Consider the following 15273-nt stretch of genomic DNA (forward strand, 5'->3'; position numbering starts at 1 on the left):
AGAATGGCGGGATGACCACGTTGACCGGACAACAGATCGCCGACGAGCAACTGGACGGCTGGACCTACCTGCTGGGCGGCCTGCAGGCCCGGATCCGTACGCCGAACTTCGCGGTCGGGCTGTCGATCGTGGACGCGATCGGCGCCGAGGCCGAGCGGATGGACCACCACCCGGACCTGGACCTGCGCTACACCCATGTCGACGTGCGGCTCTGGTCGCACGACGTCCGCGGGATCACCGACCGGGACGTCCGGCTGGCCCGGGCCATCTCGGCGCTCGCCGCCGAGGCCGGCCTGTCCCCGGCGTACACCGGCGTGGCCCGGCTCGAGCTCGCCCTGGACAGCCCGGACTTCGCCGCCGTGCTGCCGTTCTGGCGGGCGGTGCTGGCCGGGGAGCACCTGGCCGGGCCCGGGCTCGGTGACGAGGTGCGCGATCCGGCCGGCGCGCTGCCCACGGTGTGGTTCCAGGAGTCCGGACGCGAGGAGCCCCGCCAGCGCTGGCACCCCGACGTGTGGGTGGACCCGGCGGAGGTGGGGCCGCGCATCGAGGCCGCGCTGGCCGCCGGCGGGACGCTGGTCAGCGAGGAGGCGGCACCGCACTTCTGGGTGCTCGCCGACGCGGACGGCAACCGGGTCTGCCTCTGCACCTGGCAGGGGCGCGACTGACCCGCCTCAGCGCAGCGCGCGGGCGGCCACCTTCAGGTCCTTGACGAGGCCGTCGAACGCGACGTCGTGGTTGTCGGCGCGCAGCACCGCGGAGGGGTGGATGGTGGCCAGCAGCCGGGCCGCCGGGGCGTCGGCGACCGTGCCGGCGCTGTCCACCGGGACCCGGGCGAAGTCCTCCGGGTGCTGGGCGGCGGCCGGCCAGGGCAGCAGCTCGCCGCGCTGCTTCGTGACCCGGAAGGTCGGGCCGAGCAGGGCCTTGGCGGCGGTGGCGCCGAGCACCACCACGATCTCCGGGTGCAGCCGGGCGAACTCGGCGACCAGCCAGGGCCGGCAGGCGGTGATGTGCACCCGGTCCGGCGTCTGGTGGATCCGCCGCTTGCCGCGCAGTTCGAAGCGGAAGTGCTTGACGGCGTTGGTGAGGTAGATGTGGCCGGGGTCGATGCCGGCGTCGTCCACGGCCTTGCGCAGCAGCCGGCCGGCCGGGCCGACGAACGGCAGCCCCTTCTGGTCCTCCATGTCGCCGGGCTGTTCCCCGACGAGGACCACCCGGGCGCTCTCGTCGCCGCGGCCGAACACCGTCTGCGAGGCGTCCCGGTAGAGCTCGCAGCCCCGGCAGCCGGTTGCGGCGGCGCGCAGCTCGTCGATGGTGTCCGCCTGCGGCGGGATGAACTCCTGTGCTCCGGGGGCGTTCTCGGTCTCGGCCATGCCAGCTTTATATACCGGTTTCGGCATCGACGCCGGATCCGCCCGGGGCTCGGGTCAGTATCCGGAGCCGCCGCCACCGCCGCGCGAGGCCAGCGCGATCGCGATGATCACCAGGATGATCACGACCACCGCCACGCCGATCCAGAGACCGGTCCGGGACCTGTTCGAAGCCATGACATGCACCTCCCGGCCGCGGTTACCCACGGGCCGCCCGGCCATGCCGCCGCTCAGGTGGTGAAGCCGGCGGGCGTCGGCCGGACCGCGCGGGCCACCGCGTCGGCGAGCGGGCCGAGGTCGGCCTCGTCGAGCCGGCTGACGGTGATCCGCACGCCGGGCGCGGCGGCGATCCGGTTCAGCGCGCCGGGGGCCACCGACCAGCCGGCGTCCCGCAGGGCGGTGACCGCGACCGTCTCGTCCGGCACCGGCACCCAGACGTTGATGCCGGTCCGCGCGTGCGCGGCCAGCCCGCGCGCCGCGAGGGCGTCGACCAGCCCGTCGCGCCGCCGCTCGTAGCTCTCCGCCGCGCGGCCCACCAGGTCGGCGGTGGCCGGGTCGCGCCAGAGCGCCAGGACCAGGCGTTGCAGCACGGTGGAGACCCAGCCGGCGCCGACCCTGGCCCGGCCGGCCACCCGGGCCACGGTGGCCTCGTCGCCGGCCAGCACCGCGAGCCGCAGGTCGGGGCCGTAGGGCTTGCTCACCGACCGGACGAAGGCCCACGCCGGGGTCGCCCCGGCGAGCGGGTGCAGGGGTACGCGGGCCAGCTCGGCGGCGTGGTCGTCCTCGATCAGCAGCAGGTCGGGGCGGCCGGCGAGGAGCGTACGCAGCTCGGCGGCCCGGTCGGCGGAGACGGCGGCGCCGGTGGGGTTCTGGGCCCGGCTGGTGACGATCAGCGCGCGGGCGCCGGCGCCCAACGCGGCCCGGACCCCCGGCGCGGTGGGGCCCTCGTCGTCCACCGGCACCCCGATGGCGCGCAGCCCGAGCGCGGCCAGCAGGTCGAGCAGGTTGGCCCAGCCGGGGTCCTCGACGGCGACCGCGTCGCCGGGGCGCAGGTGGGCGGCGAGCAGGCGTTCGATGCCGTCGAGCGCGCCGCCGGTCACGGTGATCTCGTCGGCCGGCACCCCGTCGGCGGCGAGCCGGTCGCGGGCGGCGACGGCCAGGTCGGGCAGGACCGCGCTGGCCGCGTAGCCGCCGGGTGTCCCGAGCTCGGCGGCGAGCGCGGCCAGGTGCGGGCCGAGGGGCGGCAGGAGGCGGCTGTCGGGCTCGCCGGCGGAGAGGTTGCGCGTGCCGGGCAGCGGCGGCGGCATCAGCGCGGACCGGCGGCTCGCCACCGGCGGGCGGGGGCGCACCCGGGTGCCGTGCCGGCCGGCGGTGACGACGAGGCCACGCTGCCGCAGCTCCTGGTACGCCTTCGCGACGGTCGCGGGGCTGACGCCCAGCTCGGTGGCGAGGCCGCGGACGGCGGGCAGGGCGTCGCCCGGGGCGAGGTCGCCGGCCCGGATGCCGGTTTCCACGCTCGCCGAAATCGCCGCCGACGAGAAGCCACTGATCTGATAACGTGCTGCCACAGTTCGGAGATTGTACTAGAACAAAGGTGGGATGTCGCATGTACCCCCCGACCGAACGCACCACGGCCAGCCGCTACCGGGACCGGATGCACTACGACCGGGAGACCGCCCACGCCCTGCTCGACGAGGCGTACCACTGCGCGCTCGGGTTCACGGTGGACGGCGAGCCGCGCGTCCTGCCCACCCTGCACGTGCGGGTCGACGACACCCTCTACGTGCACGGCTCCACCGGCAGCCGGCCGCTGCTCGCCGCCCGCGGCGGGGACGGGCTCCCGGTCTGCGTCGCGGTCACCCACCTCGACGGCCTGGTGTTCGGCCGCTCCCAGTTCCACCACAGCGCCAACTACCGGTCGGTGGTGGCGCACGGCACCGCCCGGCTGGTCATCGACGAGCGGGAGAAGGCCCGCGTGCTCACCGCGCTGGTGGAGAAGCTGGGTGCCGGGCGCAGCACCGACAGCCGGCCGCCGACCCGCCGGGAACTGGCCGAGACGGCCGTGCTGGCGCTGCCGCTGCGGGAGGTCTCGGTGCGGATCCGGGCCGCCGGGGTGAGCGACGAGCCGGCCGACTACGACCTGCCGTACTGGGCCGGGGTGGTGCCGCTGCGACTGACCAGGGGGCTGCCCGAGCCGGACGCCGGGATCACCGCGCCGGTGCCGGCGTACCTGCGGCCGGCCACCTCACCCTGGCTGGAGCCGGTGGTGCTGCGCGGCGAGCACGTCGTGCTGGAGCCGCTCGACGAGTCCCACGCCGAGGAGCTGTACGCCGCCCTCGACGACGAGGAGGTCTGGCGCTACGTCGGCACCCCGCGGCCGGGAAGCGTCGCGGCGATGGCGGACTACGTGCGGGCCTCACTCGACGCCCACCGGCGCGGGGTGCGGATGCCCTGGGTGCAGCGCTGCGCGGTGACCGGTGCGGTCGTCGGCACCACCTCCTACTACCAGCCCGACGCCGAGCTGCGGACCGTGGAGATCGGCTACACCCAGCTCGGCCGGCCCTGGTGGCGCACCGGGATCAACACCGAGGCCAAGCTGCTGCTGCTCACCCGGGCCTTCGAGGAGCTCGACGCCGTCCGGGTCACCTGGCAGACCAGCTCGCTCAACGAGCGCTCGCAGCGGGCCATCGAACGGCTCGGCGCCGTCCGGGAGGGGACACTGCGATCCAACCGGCGGCGCGCCGACGGCACCTGGCGGGAGTCCGCGCTCTACTCGATGCTCGCCTCGGAGTGGCCAAACGCACAGGTCACGCTGCGGGAACGGCTTCGCCCCACGGCACCCGCGGCGTCATGATGACCGGCGTGCTGGGAATCACCGACATCGGGACGTACGTGCTGGGCACCGTGGCGATCGTGCTGCTGCCCGGGCCGAACTCGCTCTTCGTGCTCTCCACCGCGGCGCGCCGCGGGGTGGCGACCGGCTACCGGGCCGCGGGGGGCGTGTTCGTCGGCGACTCGGTGCTGATGATCCTCTCCGCCGCCGGGGTGGCGTCGCTGCTCAGGGCGTACCCGGCGCTCTTCCTCGTGATCAAGTACGCCGGCGCCGCGTACCTCGGATGGTTGGGGTTGACCATGCTGCGCGGCGCCTGGCGGCGCTGGCGCGACCGCAACGACCCCACCACGCCGCGGCTGATCGACGCGGCCGAGCCGGCCGCGGTGCGCGACCCGTTCCGGCGGGCGCTGGTCATCAGCCTGCTCAACCCGAAGGCGATCCTCTTCTTCATCTCTTTCTTCATCCAGTTCGTCGACCCCGCTTACGCCTGGCCGGCGCTGTCGTTCCTGCTGCTCGGGTTGATCGCGCAGGTGACCAGCGCGCTCTACCTGACCGCGCTGATCCTCACCGGCACCTTCCTGGCCGCCCAGTTCCACCGCCGGCGGCGGCTCGCCGCGACCGGCACCACCGCCATCGCCGTGCTCTTCCTCGGCTTCAGCCTGAAGCTCGCGACCGCCTCGGTCTGAGGAGGGGCCCGTGCCAACGCCGCGAATCGGGGCGCGCCGTCAGGTGCCGTCGCCGCCCCCGCTGCCGCCCACGCCCGCGCCGCCGGCGGTGCCGCCGAGGCCGTAGCCGGGGGCGACCGGCTCGTCGGGCGGGCGGCTCACGTGCGCGGACTCGCGGATCGTGGCGGACCAGTCGGCGTTCGCCGCGGCCGCCGCGTGCCGGTCGATGGCGTGCCGCAGCCAGCCGTCCACGGTGCCGACCCAGTCCCGCCGGTCGGCCCCCGCGTGCCAGACCCGGAACCGGCTGACGCTCTGGTGGGTGACCCCGGCGAGTGAGAGCCGCCGGTCCATCCAGAGCAGCACCTCCAGCCCCGCCGCGTTGGTCACGAAGATCACCTCCAGTTCGGTGATCGGGCCGGCGTAGAGCGGGGCCACCCAGAACCCCAGCCGCTGGTGGAGCGGGAGCGCCTGGTCCACCCCGGGCAGCCGCCCGTGCTGGAGCCCGGCCTGCCGCAAGGCGAAGCCGAGGGTGTCCAGCGCGGCGAGGATGTGCAGCTGGGTGGGCAGCGGATGGACGAGGACCGGCACCATGGCGCCCTGGTCCAGGTCCGGGTCGACGGACACCTCGGTACGCAGCCCGGTGCGCAGGCTCATCAGCGGCACCCCGCCGAACATGGTCACCGGGGTCTCCCAGGGCAGCGGCATGGCGAAGTCGACCGCCCGCCGCCGCCCGGCCGGCACCACGAACCGGCCGGCGATCGGCACCTGGTGGTACTGCAGCAGCCGGTGGGGCGCGTCCGGGTCCTCCGGCTCCACCTGCGCGACCAGCCCGAGCCGGATGTGCCGGACGGCGACGTCGGCGCCGCCGGCCGTCAGGGTGACCCGGCCGGGGAGGCGCAGGCCGGGGCGGGTGCTCGGGTTGGGCAGCGTGGTGCTCACCGACAGCCCGGTCCACACGGACTCCGACGACACCCCGGTCACCCGCATGCCGGGCGCATTCCCGCTGCCCGCTCCCCCATGCCCACGGGCGGGCCGGGCCGCGCGGATCGGGGTGCGCCCGTTGTCGCGGGAACGACAACAGGCGCACCCGAAGAAATGGGTGTCAGCGCAGCCGGCGGCCCCGGGGCACCGGGTCGGTCTCGTCGTCGAACTCGCCGATGACCTCCTCCAGGAGGTCCTCCAGCGCGACGAAGCCGATCGGCCGGGTCGGGCCGCCACCGTTGCGGACCAGCGCCAGCTGGGCCTGCCGGCCCCGCATGGCCGCCACCGCCTCGGTGACCGACGCCTCCCCGGGCAGGGTGAACGCCGGGGTCATCAGTGCCTCGGCGGTCGCCGGCCGGCCGGTGGTGACCGCGCGGACCGCCTCGCGGACGTGGACGAGGCCGCACACCTCGCCGCCGGTGTCGACCACGGCGAGCCGGGACCGGCCGCTGTCGCGGGAGACGTGCTCGATCCGCTCGGCGGTGTCGTCCCGGCGCACCGTGACGATCCGGTCGAACGGCTCCATCACCTGCGCCACGGTGGTGCCCTGCAACTCCAGCATGCTGGTCAGCATCTGGTGCTGCTCGGCACCGAGCAGCCCGTGCTCACGGGACTGCTCCAGCAGGATGCGCAGCTCGTCCGGGCCGTGCACCTGGGCGAGCTGGTCCTGCTGGCGGACGCCGACCAGCCGCAGCACGGCGTTGGCCAGCGCGTTGAGCGCCGACAGCACCGGGCGGGCGACCCGGGCGAAGGCCCGGAACGGCAGCGCCAGCAGCATGGCCGAGCGCTCCGCGTCGGTGATCGCCCAGGACTTCGGGGCCATCTCGCCGAGCACCAGGTGCAGGAAGGTCACCAGCGCCAGGGCGAACAGCAGCCCGACCAGGTGGCTGACCGCGTCCGGCAGCCCGACCACGTGCAGCAGCGGGCTGAGCAGGTGCTCGATGGCCGGCTCGGCCAGCGCGCCGAGGCCCAGGGTGCACAGGGTGATGCCGAGCTGGGCGCCGGCCAGCATCAGGCTCAGCTCGCGGACGCCGTCCAGCGCCGCGCGGGCCGCCCGGCCGCCGCCGGCCGCCGACTGCTCCAGGCGGTACCGCTTGGCGGCGACCAGCGCGAACTCGGCCGCCACGAAGAAGCCGTTGAGCGCCAGGAGCACCACGGAGAAGAAGAGCGCGAACCCGGGGCTCATGCCGCCTCCTCCCCGTGCGCGGCCGTGGTCCGGAGCCGGACGGAGTCGGCCACGTGCCGGTCCACGGCGAGCACCTCGACCAGGGCGCGCGGCTCGTCCGGCTCGTCGCCGTCGACGGCGAGCGCGATCTCCAGCCGGTCGCCGACCTCGGGCACCCGGCCCAGCTCGCGCATGACCAGGCCGGAGAGGGTGTCGTACTCGGGCGCCTCCGGCAGCGCGATGCCGGTGCTGTCGGCGACCTCGTCGATCCGCCAGCGGGCCGGCACCACCCAGGAGCCGTCCTCCTGCCGGGCGGGGGCCCGCTCCGGCGGGTCGTCCTCGTCGCGGATCGGCCCGACCAGCTCCTCGGCGATGTCCTCCAGCGTGATCACGCCGGCGAAGCCGCCGTACTCGTCGACCACGCAGGCGAGCTGGCGGTGCCCGACCCGGAGCCGGTCCAGCACCGTCGGCAGCGGCAGCGTCTCCGGCACCAGCAACGGGGGTACGGCCACCGCGGCGACCCGGGTGGTCGCCCGCTCGGCGGGCGGCACCCCGAGCACGTCGGCGATGCCGATCACGCCGACCAGGTCGTCGACACCCTCGGCGCCGCGCACCGGGAACCGGGAGTGGCCGGTGTCGAGCAGCTCGACGACCCGGCTGACCGGCTCGTCGGCCCGTACGGTGTGCACGTCGACCCGGGGGACCATGGCCTCCCCGGCGGTCAGCTCACGGAAGTCGAGCCCCCGGTCGAGCAGGTCGGACATCTCGGCGTCGAGATGCCCCTCCTCCCGGGAATCGGCGATGATCTGCTCCAGGTCCTCCGGGGTGGCGCCGCTGGGCAGCTCCTCGATGGGCTCGATGCCGACCCGGCGGAGCAGTCGCACGGCGGCCCGGTCGAAGAGGGTGATCACCGGTCCGGCGATCCGCAGGTACATGAGGGTGGACCGGGACAGCGCCCGGGCGAGCGGCACGGCGCGGGCGATGGCCAGGTTCTTCGGGGCCAACTCGCCGAGGACCATCTGCACGACGGTGGCGATGAGCAGGGCGAGCGTCACCGACAGCGGAAGCGCCACCGCGTCGGAGACGCCGGCCAGGCCGAGCAGGTCGGCCAGCCCGGCGCCCAGGTACGGCTCGGCGGCGTAACCGACCAGCAGGGCGGTCACGGTGATGCCGAGCTGGGCGCCGGAGAGCATGAACGAGAGCCGGCCGGTCACCTCCAGGGCCCGGGCGGCGGCGCGGTCGCCACCGTCGGCGAGCTGCTTGAGCTTGCCCCGGTCCACGGCGACGTAACCGAACTCCTGGGCCACGAAGTAACCGGTGGCGGCGGTGAGCACGATGATGAGGACGAGTCCGACGAGGATCAGCACGGGAAGGTCAGGGCTCCCGGGGCCGTCGGGTCCAGAGGTTGCCGGGCACGACCCGGCTGGCTACTGCTGCCCTCCTGGGCAGAGGAGTCGATCATGCCGCCAGTTTATCGGCGGCGGCTGGACATTCGCTGAGGGTGCCGGAAGCCTCCCCGCTGTCCGGTTCACCGCCCGGCCAGCTCGTCGACGTCCAGAAGCTCCCGGTCGATCCGCCCCGAGCGGTAGGCGGCCCGCCCGATCATCTGCGCGGCGACCGGCGCGGTGGCCAGCTGGAAGACCGCCACCAGCGCGATCATGCCGAGGTCCGAGGGCGTACGCAGGCGCAGCGCGAGGCCGACGAGGAGCAGCAGCACGCCGAGCACCTGCGGCTTGGTGGCGGCGTGCATCCGGCCCAGCACGTCCGGGAAGCGCAGCACGCCGATCCCGGCGACCAGGCTGAGCAGCGCCCCGGCCAGCAGGCAGGCCCCGCCGAGCCAGTCGGCAAGCAGAATCACACTTCCTCCCGGACGGCGAAGCGGACCAGGGACACCGAGCCCACGAAGCCGAGCAGCGAGAGCACCACCAACACGGGCAGCGTGGTGGCGTGCCCGTTGACCGCCGCCTCCGCGCCCACCGCGCCGAGCATGGTGGACAGCAGCAGGTCGGCGGCGACGACCCGGTCGAGCAGGGACGGGCCGCGGTAGATCCGGGCCAGGGCGAGCAGCGCGGTGACCGACAGCAGCACGGTCAGCGCGAGGGCGAGGAGCACGGTCACGGGTGGTTCCTCCGATCGACGGGTTCGAGACTGAGCTGGCGTACCTCCGCGGGGGAGCCGACGGCGCGGACGACGCGCCGTTCGACGGCGAGGACCCGCTCCCGACTGGCGGTCAGGTCCTCCGGGCCGCGGACGTCGAGCACGTGCACGTAGAGCACCCCGCGGTCGCGGTCCACCTCGAGGATCAGGGTCCCCGGCACCAGGGAGATCACCTCGGCGGTGAGCGCCAGGTTGAGGTCGGTGCGGACCCGCAGCGGCACCGCGATGACCGCGCCGCGCGGGCGGTAGCCGGGGCGCAGGGCGACGGCGGCGACGTGCAGGCTCGCGCTGACCAGCTCGCCGGCGAAGGTGACCCCGAGGACCAGCAGCGCGCCGGGGCGCAGCCGCCCGCCGAAGGTGACCGGCGGGAGCGGGAAGAAGAGCAGCACGGCCGCGCCGATCACCAGGCCGGCGAGCAGGTTGCCCCAGGACAGGTCGCCCCAGAGCAGCAGCCAGATGGCGACCAGCCAGCCGAGCGCGAGCGCCTGGTCGCGTCGCCGCCCGCCCCGGCCCACGGCGGGCGGGAGGGCTTCGGGCGCCGGGTGGGCCGCCGGCGGGTCGCCCGCCGGTTCCCCGGCGCCGGCCGCCCGGCCCGGGGGCAGGTCGTCGGTCACGGCACGTCCACCGGCAGGACCGAACGGACGTACGGGGTGCGCTGGCGCAGGTCGGTGGCGGCGTCCGTGGTGACCCGGAACAGCGGCCCGGCGGCCAGGGTGAGCACCAGGCCGAGAAGCACCAGGGCGGCGGTGGCCCCGACCATCAGCCCGGGCAGCCGGACGGCCGGGCCGGCGGTGGCCAGCCGGGGCGCCCGCCAGAACGCGATGTTCCACACCCGGGAGGCCGCGTAGAGGGTGAGCAGGCTGGTCAGGGCGCCCGCCCCGACCAGCACAGCGGGCAGCGTCCCGCCGGCCGCCACCCCGGCCTGGAGCAGGCCGAGCTTGCCGAGGAAACCGGAGAACGGCGGGATGCCGGCCAGGTTCATCGCCGGGACGAAGAAGAGCACGGCGAGCAGCGGGGCGATCCGGGCCAGCCCGCCGAGCCGGCGCAGGTCGGTGCTACCGGCGCGCTCCTCGACCAGCCCGGCGACCAGGAAGAGGGTGGTCTGGATGGTGATGTGGTGCACCACGTAGAAGATCGCCCCGGCCAGGCCCGCGACGCTGCTCAACGCCACCCCGAAGATCATGTAGCCGATGTGGCTGACCAGGGTGAACGAGAAGAGCCGCTTCATGTCGGACTGGGCCGCCGCGCCCAGGATGCCGACCACCATGGTCAGCCCGGCCACCACCATGAGCAGGCCGGAGACCTGGCCGCCGGGGAAGAGCAGCGTCTCGGTGCGGATGATCGCGTACACGCCGACCTTGGTGAGCAGGCCGGCGAAGACCGCGGTGACCGGGGCGGGCGCGGTGGGGTAGCTGTCCGGCAGCCAGGCGGAGACCGGGAAGACCGCCGCCTTGATGCCGAAGGCGAGCAGCAGGGTGAGCTGCAACGCCAGGCGTACGCCGGGCGGCAGGGCGTCGAGCCGGCCGGCGAGTTGCGCCATGTTGAGGGTGCCGGTGGCCGCGTACACCAGCCCCAGCGCGGCCAGGAAGATCATCGAGGACAGGACGCTGACCACCACGTACGTCGAACCGGTGCGGATCCGGACCTCCGTGCCGCCGAGGGTGATCAGCACGAAGCTCGCGGCCAGCAGGACCTCGAAGCCGACGAACAGGTTGAACAGGTCCCCGGCCAGGAAGGCGTTGGTCACGCCGGCGGTGAGCACCAGGTAGGTGGGGTGGTAGATGCTCACCGGCGCGCTCTCGCCGGACTCCGCCCGCCCCTGCCCGATCGAGTAGATCAGCACGCAGAGGGTGACCGCCGACGAGACCACCAGCATCAGCGCGGCCAACTGGTCGGCGACCAGCACGATGCCGACCGGCGCCGGCCAGCCGCCCACCCGGACCACCACCGGCCCGTGCCGGTACGCCTCGACCAGCAGCACCACCGCCACCGCCAGGGTCGTGGTCAGCCCGATCACGCTGACCGACCGCTGCAACCCCGGCCGGTTGGTCAGGATCAGGGTGAGCGCCGCGCCGAGCAGCGGCACCACCACCGGCAGCGGCACCAGGCCGGTCACGGGCCGGTCCCCGTTCGCGGCTGCGGGGCTCGCCGGACCGGCGCACTCCCCGCGCTCACCGCTCCTCCCTCCGCCGGCGCAGGCGACGCAGCGCCGGCTCCGGGTCCACCTGCTCCGGGTCGTTGTCCGGCCCCTCACCGCCGAGGTCCGCGGTGGACACCTCGTTGCGCTCGGCCAGCCGGACGATCTGCCGGTCCTCCAGGTCGTCCTGCACCTCGTCGTCGCCGGACAGGTACCAGCTCCGGTAGGCGACGGCGAGCAGGAACGCGGTCAGCCCGAACGTGATCACCACGGCGGTGAGCACCATGGCCTGCGGCAGCGCGTCGCTCATCGCCGGGGTCGGCGCGGTGCCCACCAGCGGCGCGGCCCCGGACCGGCCGCCGAGCAGGATCAGCAGGTTCACCCCGTTGCCGAGCAGGATGACGCCGAGCAGGATCCGGGTCAGGCTCCGCTCCAGCAGCAGCGTGACCCCGGTGGCCACGAGCACGCCGACGGCGATCACCAGCACCAGGGTCGGCCCGGCCGCGCCCCGGGTCACGGCGGCGCCCCCGGCCGGAACCGGGACGCTCGCGGCGGCGCGCTCACGGCGTTGCCCTCTGTTCGCGACTGCGGGGCTCGCAGAACCGGCTCACTCCTCGCGCTCACGACGCCTCCCCCTCGCGCTGGACGGCGAGCCCGCGGGCCGGTTCGCCGGCCGCCTCGACGTGCCGGTCCACCTCGGCGCCGAGGCTGCGCAGGATGTCCAGCACGAGCCCGACCACGATCAGGTAGACGCCGATGTCGAAGAAGAGCGACGTGACCAGGTAGAAGTGGCCGACCAGCGGCAGCCAGAGGTTGACCTTCACGCTCTCCAGGACCTGGCCGGCGAGGAGCAGTCCGAGCGCGCCGCCGCCGACTGAGACGGCCAGGCCCGCGCCGAGCACGGTGCCGGCGCCGACCGGCGCCGCCTCGGCCAGCTCGTACCGGCCGCCGGCCAGGTAGCGGACGGTCAGCGCGAGGCCGGCGACCAGGCCCCCGGAGAACCCGCCGCCCGGGGAGTTGTGCCCGGAGAAGAGCAGGAACAGCGAGAAGAGCAGCACCGTGTGGAAGATCAGCCGGGTGACCACCTCGAAGACGATCGAGCGGCGGCGCTCGTGCAGGGTGGCCCCGCCGCGCAGCCAGACCGTCCGCCGGTCCCGGCGGGACCGGACCGGGCCGGGCCGGCGCGGCCGGGGCCCGGTGCGGGACCGCTCGAAGATCAGGCTGGCCACACCGGTCGCGGTCACCACCAGCACGGCGATCTCCCCCATGGTGTCCCAGGCCCGGATGTCGACCAGGGTCACGTTGACCACGTTGCGGCCGTAGCCCTGCGCCACGGCCAGGTCGGGGAACGCCGCCGAGATCGACGGGGTACGCCGCGCGCCGGCCGCGGCCAGCGCCAGGCCGGCCATGACCAGGCCGGCGGCCAGCCCGATGCCCCGGCGTACCCAGCGGCTGCGGCGCAGCGGGCGGGCCGAGAAGCGTTCCGGCAGCCGGCGCAGCACCAGCACGAAGACGGCGATGGTGGCGGTCTCCACGAGGAACTGGGTGAGCGCCACGTCGGGCGCGCCGTAGAGGACGAACATCATCGCGGTGCCGTAGCCCGTGACGCCCACCAGCAGCATGGCGGTGAGCCGGCGCCGGGCGCCCACCGCGAGCAGCGCGGCCACCGCGATCACCATGCAGACCACCAGCTGGGTCGGGTTGTCCCAGACGGCAATCTCGGTGCGCCAGGGCCGGGTGGCGAGCATCGCGCCGCCCGGCACCAGCACCAGGGCGACCAGCACGGTGCCGAGGTACTGCGGCAGGGCGCCGCGCTGGGTGGCGCCGGTGACCTCGATGGCGAACCGGTCGAACCAGTGGGTGACCCACTCGTACCCCTGGTTGCCGCTGACCGGCGCGCGCAGCCGGGTCAGCGCGGGGGTGAGCGGGCCGCGGACCAGGTGCAGCACCACCCCGCCGGCGAGTACCACGGCGGAGAGGCCGAGCGCCGCGGTCGGTCCGTGCCAGAGCGCCAGTTTCTCCTCGACCGGGCCGAACAACTCGGCGTACGGGCGGAGCAGGCCACCCAGCCACCCGGCGGCCGGGCCGGCGGCGAAACCGGCCACAGCGAGCACGGCCGGGGGTACGAGCATCGCGGCGGGCGGGCGCTCCACGTCGGTGACCGGCACGCCGGGCCGAGCCGCGAACGCGCCCCAGAGGAACCGGATGCTGTACGCGACGGTCAGCGCGCTTCCCACCACCAGCGCGGCGAGCACCACCGGCCGCCCGGTGAACGCGCCGAGCACCGCCTCCTTCGCCACGAAGCCGAGCAGCGGCGGCACGCCGGCCATCGAGGCGGCGGCCAGCGCGGCGACCGTGGCGAGCAGCGGCGCGCTCCGTCCCACGCCGGACAGGTCGCGCAGGTCCCGGCTGCCGGCGCTGTGGTCGAGGATGCCGACGACGAGGAAGAGCGCCGCCTTGAACAGCGCGTGCGCCAGCAGCATGGCGACGCCGGCGAGGGCCGCCTTCGGGGTGCCCGCGCCGAGCACCACGGTGAGCAGGCCGAGCTGGCTGACCGTCCCGTACGCCAGCAGCAGCTTCAGGTCGGTCTGCCGCAGCGCCGCCCATCCCCCGGCGATCAGGGTGACCAGCCCGGCGACCATGGTGACCGGCCGCCACGGCCCCGTCGGCGCGAGCGCTGGGCCGAGCAGTCCGACGAGGAACACCCCGGCCTTCACCATGGCCGCCGCGTGCAGATAGGCGCTGACCGGTGTGGGCGCCGCCATCGCCACCGGCAGCCACGAGGTGAACGGGAAGACCGCGGACTTCGCGAGGGCGCCGGTGAGGACGAGCAGCACCGCGACCACCAGGTAGCCGCCGCCGGGCAGCGGCGCGGCGGTGACGACGGACCAGCGGTAGCTGCCGACGTGGTGGCCGAGCAGCAGGAAGCCGACCAGCATGGCCAGCCCGCCGAGGGTGGTGACGGTCAGCGCCTGGGCCGCGGCCCACCGGCTGGACCGCCGCTCGGTGCTGTGCCCGATCAGCAGGTAGGAGAAGACCGTGGTCAGCTCCCAGAAGACGTAGAGCAGCAGCAGGTCGTCGGAGACGACGAGGCCGACCATCGCCCCGGCGAAGGCGACCATGACGGCGGCGAACCGGGCCAGGCCCGCGGAGCCGGCGTGGAAGTAGCGGGCGGAGTAGACCAGCACCAGCGCGCCGACGCCGCCGACCAGCAGCAGCATCAGCCAGGACAGGGTGGTGACCCGCAGCGCCACGTCGAGCTGGAGCTCCGCGACCCACGGGTACGTCTCGACCACCGCCCCGCCCGCGCGGACCGCCCCGGTGTGCGCCACCGCCCAGCCGACGGTGGCGGCCGGGGCGAGCGCGAGCAGCAGGCAGGCGCGGGGACCCCACCGGCGGACCAGCAGCGGAGCGGACAGGGCCGCCACCAGGTGCAGGATCAGCAGGACGAGCACGCGCACTCCCGGTCGAGGTGACAGCGCGCCGGGGCACGCTGCGGCCAGGACCGATCAGACGACACATTCCCGCCCAACCGGGCGGTTTTCGGGAAACCGCCCGGCGGCGGGTCCGCCGTCAGCGCAGGGCCGGGTCGGGGGCGGAGCGGTCCCGGCGGGGCGTCTCGACCAGCAGGTCGGGGCGGCCGAGTTGGCGGACCGCCTTGTTCACCACCCGTTGGGCGGCGGCCAGGGAGCGCACCGGCAGCAGCTTGCCGCGGCTCTCCCGGCGCAGGACGAAGTAGTGCACCGCGGCGCGGACGAGCCCCCGGTCGGCGGCGCTGGAGTGGGCGGTGGCGACGACCAGCTCGCGCAGGCAGCGGGCCAGGTCCTCGGCCAGCTCCAGCTCGGGGCCGTGCAGGCCGGTGCGGAGCGTGGCGAGGTGACTGTCGACCTTGCGGATGAGCACGTCCGTCCCGGACCCGGACCCTCGCCCCTGCATGGTCATCCAAGCCCTCCACCCCACGCTGCGTT

The 15273-nt window shown here is 74.9% G+C and carries 15 protein-coding genes; 3 read left to right on the forward strand and 12 right to left on the reverse strand.

Translation table 11 applies throughout. The annotated features are described in order from the left end of the window. Positions 1-11: 11 nt before the first annotated feature. Positions 12-665: a 4a-hydroxytetrahydrobiopterin dehydratase gene (locus ACFYPD_RS14265; RefSeq protein WP_387112864.1), complete on the forward strand. Its 654-nt coding sequence runs from the start codon at positions 12-14 to the stop codon at positions 663-665. Between the two features lie 6 nt (positions 666-671). Here ACFYPD_RS14265 and ACFYPD_RS14270 read toward each other — a convergent pair whose 3' ends face one another. Together ACFYPD_RS14270 and ACFYPD_RS14275 are read right to left on the reverse strand one after the other, a co-directional pair. Further along, a complete protein-coding gene (locus tag ACFYPD_RS14270; protein ID WP_387112866.1) occupies positions 672-1370 on the reverse strand; it encodes a UdgX family uracil-DNA binding protein in 699 nt (232 codons plus the stop codon). A 227-nt stretch (positions 1371-1597) separates the two neighbouring features. Further along, on the reverse strand, positions 1598-2935 hold the full coding sequence (locus tag ACFYPD_RS14275) for an aminotransferase class I/II-fold pyridoxal phosphate-dependent enzyme (RefSeq protein WP_387112868.1): 1338 nt from the start codon (positions 2933-2935) through the stop codon (positions 1598-1600). Between the two features lie 38 nt (positions 2936-2973). Between ACFYPD_RS14275 and ACFYPD_RS14280 the strand changes: the two genes are divergently transcribed. Continuing rightward, positions 2974-4221: a bifunctional pyridoxamine 5'-phosphate oxidase family protein/GNAT family N-acetyltransferase gene (locus ACFYPD_RS14280; protein WP_387112870.1), complete on the forward strand. Its 1248-nt coding sequence runs from the start codon at positions 2974-2976 to the stop codon at positions 4219-4221. After that, positions 4218-4886 carry a leucine efflux protein LeuE gene (gene leuE / locus ACFYPD_RS14285; RefSeq protein WP_387112872.1) on the forward strand — a complete coding sequence of 223 codons (669 nt, stop codon included), beginning with the start codon at positions 4218-4220 and terminating at the stop codon, positions 4884-4886. The genes ACFYPD_RS14280 and leuE overlap by 4 nt, the downstream gene beginning before the upstream one ends. 39 nt (positions 4887-4925) lie before the next feature. On the opposite strand, the gene ACFYPD_RS14290 is transcribed toward leuE, so the two are convergent. The 10 genes from ACFYPD_RS14290 to ACFYPD_RS14335 form a co-directional block, all read right to left on the reverse strand. After that, a complete protein-coding gene (locus ACFYPD_RS14290) occupies positions 4926-5852 on the reverse strand; it encodes a sporulation protein (protein ID WP_387112874.1) in 927 nt (308 codons plus the stop codon). Positions 5853-5967: 115 nt separating this feature from the next. Further along, positions 5968-7032 carry a hemolysin family protein gene (locus ACFYPD_RS14295; protein ID WP_387112876.1) on the reverse strand — a complete coding sequence of 355 codons (1065 nt, stop codon included), beginning with the start codon at positions 7030-7032 and terminating at the stop codon, positions 5968-5970. Beyond that, positions 7029-8378, reverse strand: a complete 1350-nt coding sequence (locus ACFYPD_RS14300; RefSeq protein ID WP_387112878.1) for a hemolysin family protein — start codon at positions 8376-8378, stop codon at positions 7029-7031. The genes ACFYPD_RS14295 and ACFYPD_RS14300 overlap by 4 nt, the downstream gene beginning before the upstream one ends. A 161-nt stretch (positions 8379-8539) precedes the next feature. Further along, complete coding sequence (gene mnhG, locus ACFYPD_RS14305) at positions 8540-8869, reverse strand: monovalent cation/H(+) antiporter subunit G (RefSeq protein ID WP_387112880.1); 330 nt, start codon at positions 8867-8869, stop codon at positions 8540-8542. Next, positions 8866-9129, reverse strand: coding sequence for a monovalent cation/H+ antiporter complex subunit F (locus ACFYPD_RS14310; protein WP_387112881.1), 264 nt, complete (start codon positions 9127-9129; stop codon positions 8866-8868). The genes mnhG and ACFYPD_RS14310 overlap by 4 nt, the downstream gene beginning before the upstream one ends. Beyond that, positions 9126-9782: a Na+/H+ antiporter subunit E gene (locus tag ACFYPD_RS14315; RefSeq protein WP_387112883.1), complete on the reverse strand. Its 657-nt coding sequence runs from the start codon at positions 9780-9782 to the stop codon at positions 9126-9128. Before ACFYPD_RS14315 ends, ACFYPD_RS14310 begins: the two co-directional genes overlap by 4 nt. Next, entirely contained in the window at positions 9779-11284 is a 1506-nt protein-coding gene (locus ACFYPD_RS14320) for a Na+/H+ antiporter subunit D (protein ID WP_387112885.1), read from the reverse strand. The genes ACFYPD_RS14315 and ACFYPD_RS14320 overlap by 4 nt, the downstream gene beginning before the upstream one ends. Before the next feature lie 55 nt (positions 11285-11339). After that, positions 11340-11822, reverse strand: coding sequence for a Na(+)/H(+) antiporter subunit C (locus ACFYPD_RS14325; protein ID WP_387112887.1), 483 nt, complete (start codon positions 11820-11822; stop codon positions 11340-11342). 103 nt (positions 11823-11925) lie between these two features. Continuing rightward, positions 11926-14760 (reverse strand): Na+/H+ antiporter subunit A, encoded by a 2835-nt coding sequence (locus ACFYPD_RS14330; RefSeq protein WP_387112889.1) that lies wholly within the window; start codon positions 14758-14760, stop codon positions 11926-11928. A 118-nt stretch (positions 14761-14878) separates the two neighbouring features. Continuing rightward, a complete protein-coding gene (locus ACFYPD_RS14335; RefSeq protein WP_387112891.1) occupies positions 14879-15247 on the reverse strand; it encodes a hypothetical protein in 369 nt (122 codons plus the stop codon). Positions 15248-15273 lie beyond the last annotated feature (26 nt).

Source organism: Micromonospora sp. NPDC005299 (assembly GCF_042872345.1).
Lineage (GTDB): Bacteria > Actinomycetota > Actinomycetes > Mycobacteriales > Micromonosporaceae > Micromonospora.

Excerpts from the sequence above, each read along its gene's own strand:
- ACFYPD_RS14265 (WP_387112864.1), top strand. The coding sequence starts at position 12 with ATGACCACGTTGACCGGACAACAGATCGCCGACGAGCAACTGGACGGC.
- ACFYPD_RS14270 (WP_387112866.1), bottom strand. The coding sequence starts at position 1,370 with ATGGCCGAGACCGAGAACGCCCCCGGAGCACAGGAGTTCATCCCGCCG.
- ACFYPD_RS14280 (WP_387112870.1), top strand. The coding sequence starts at position 2,974 with ATGTACCCCCCGACCGAACGCACCACGGCCAGCCGCTACCGGGACCGG.
- leuE (WP_387112872.1), top strand. The coding sequence starts at position 4,218 with ATGATGACCGGCGTGCTGGGAATCACCGACATCGGGACGTACGTGCTG.
- ACFYPD_RS14290 (WP_387112874.1), bottom strand. The coding sequence starts at position 5,852 with ATGCGGGTGACCGGGGTGTCGTCGGAGTCCGTGTGGACCGGGCTGTCG.
- ACFYPD_RS14295 (WP_387112876.1), bottom strand. The coding sequence starts at position 7,032 with ATGAGCCCCGGGTTCGCGCTCTTCTTCTCCGTGGTGCTCCTGGCGCTC.
- ACFYPD_RS14335 (WP_387112891.1), bottom strand. The coding sequence starts at position 15,247 with ATGACCATGCAGGGGCGAGGGTCCGGGTCCGGGACGGACGTGCTCATC.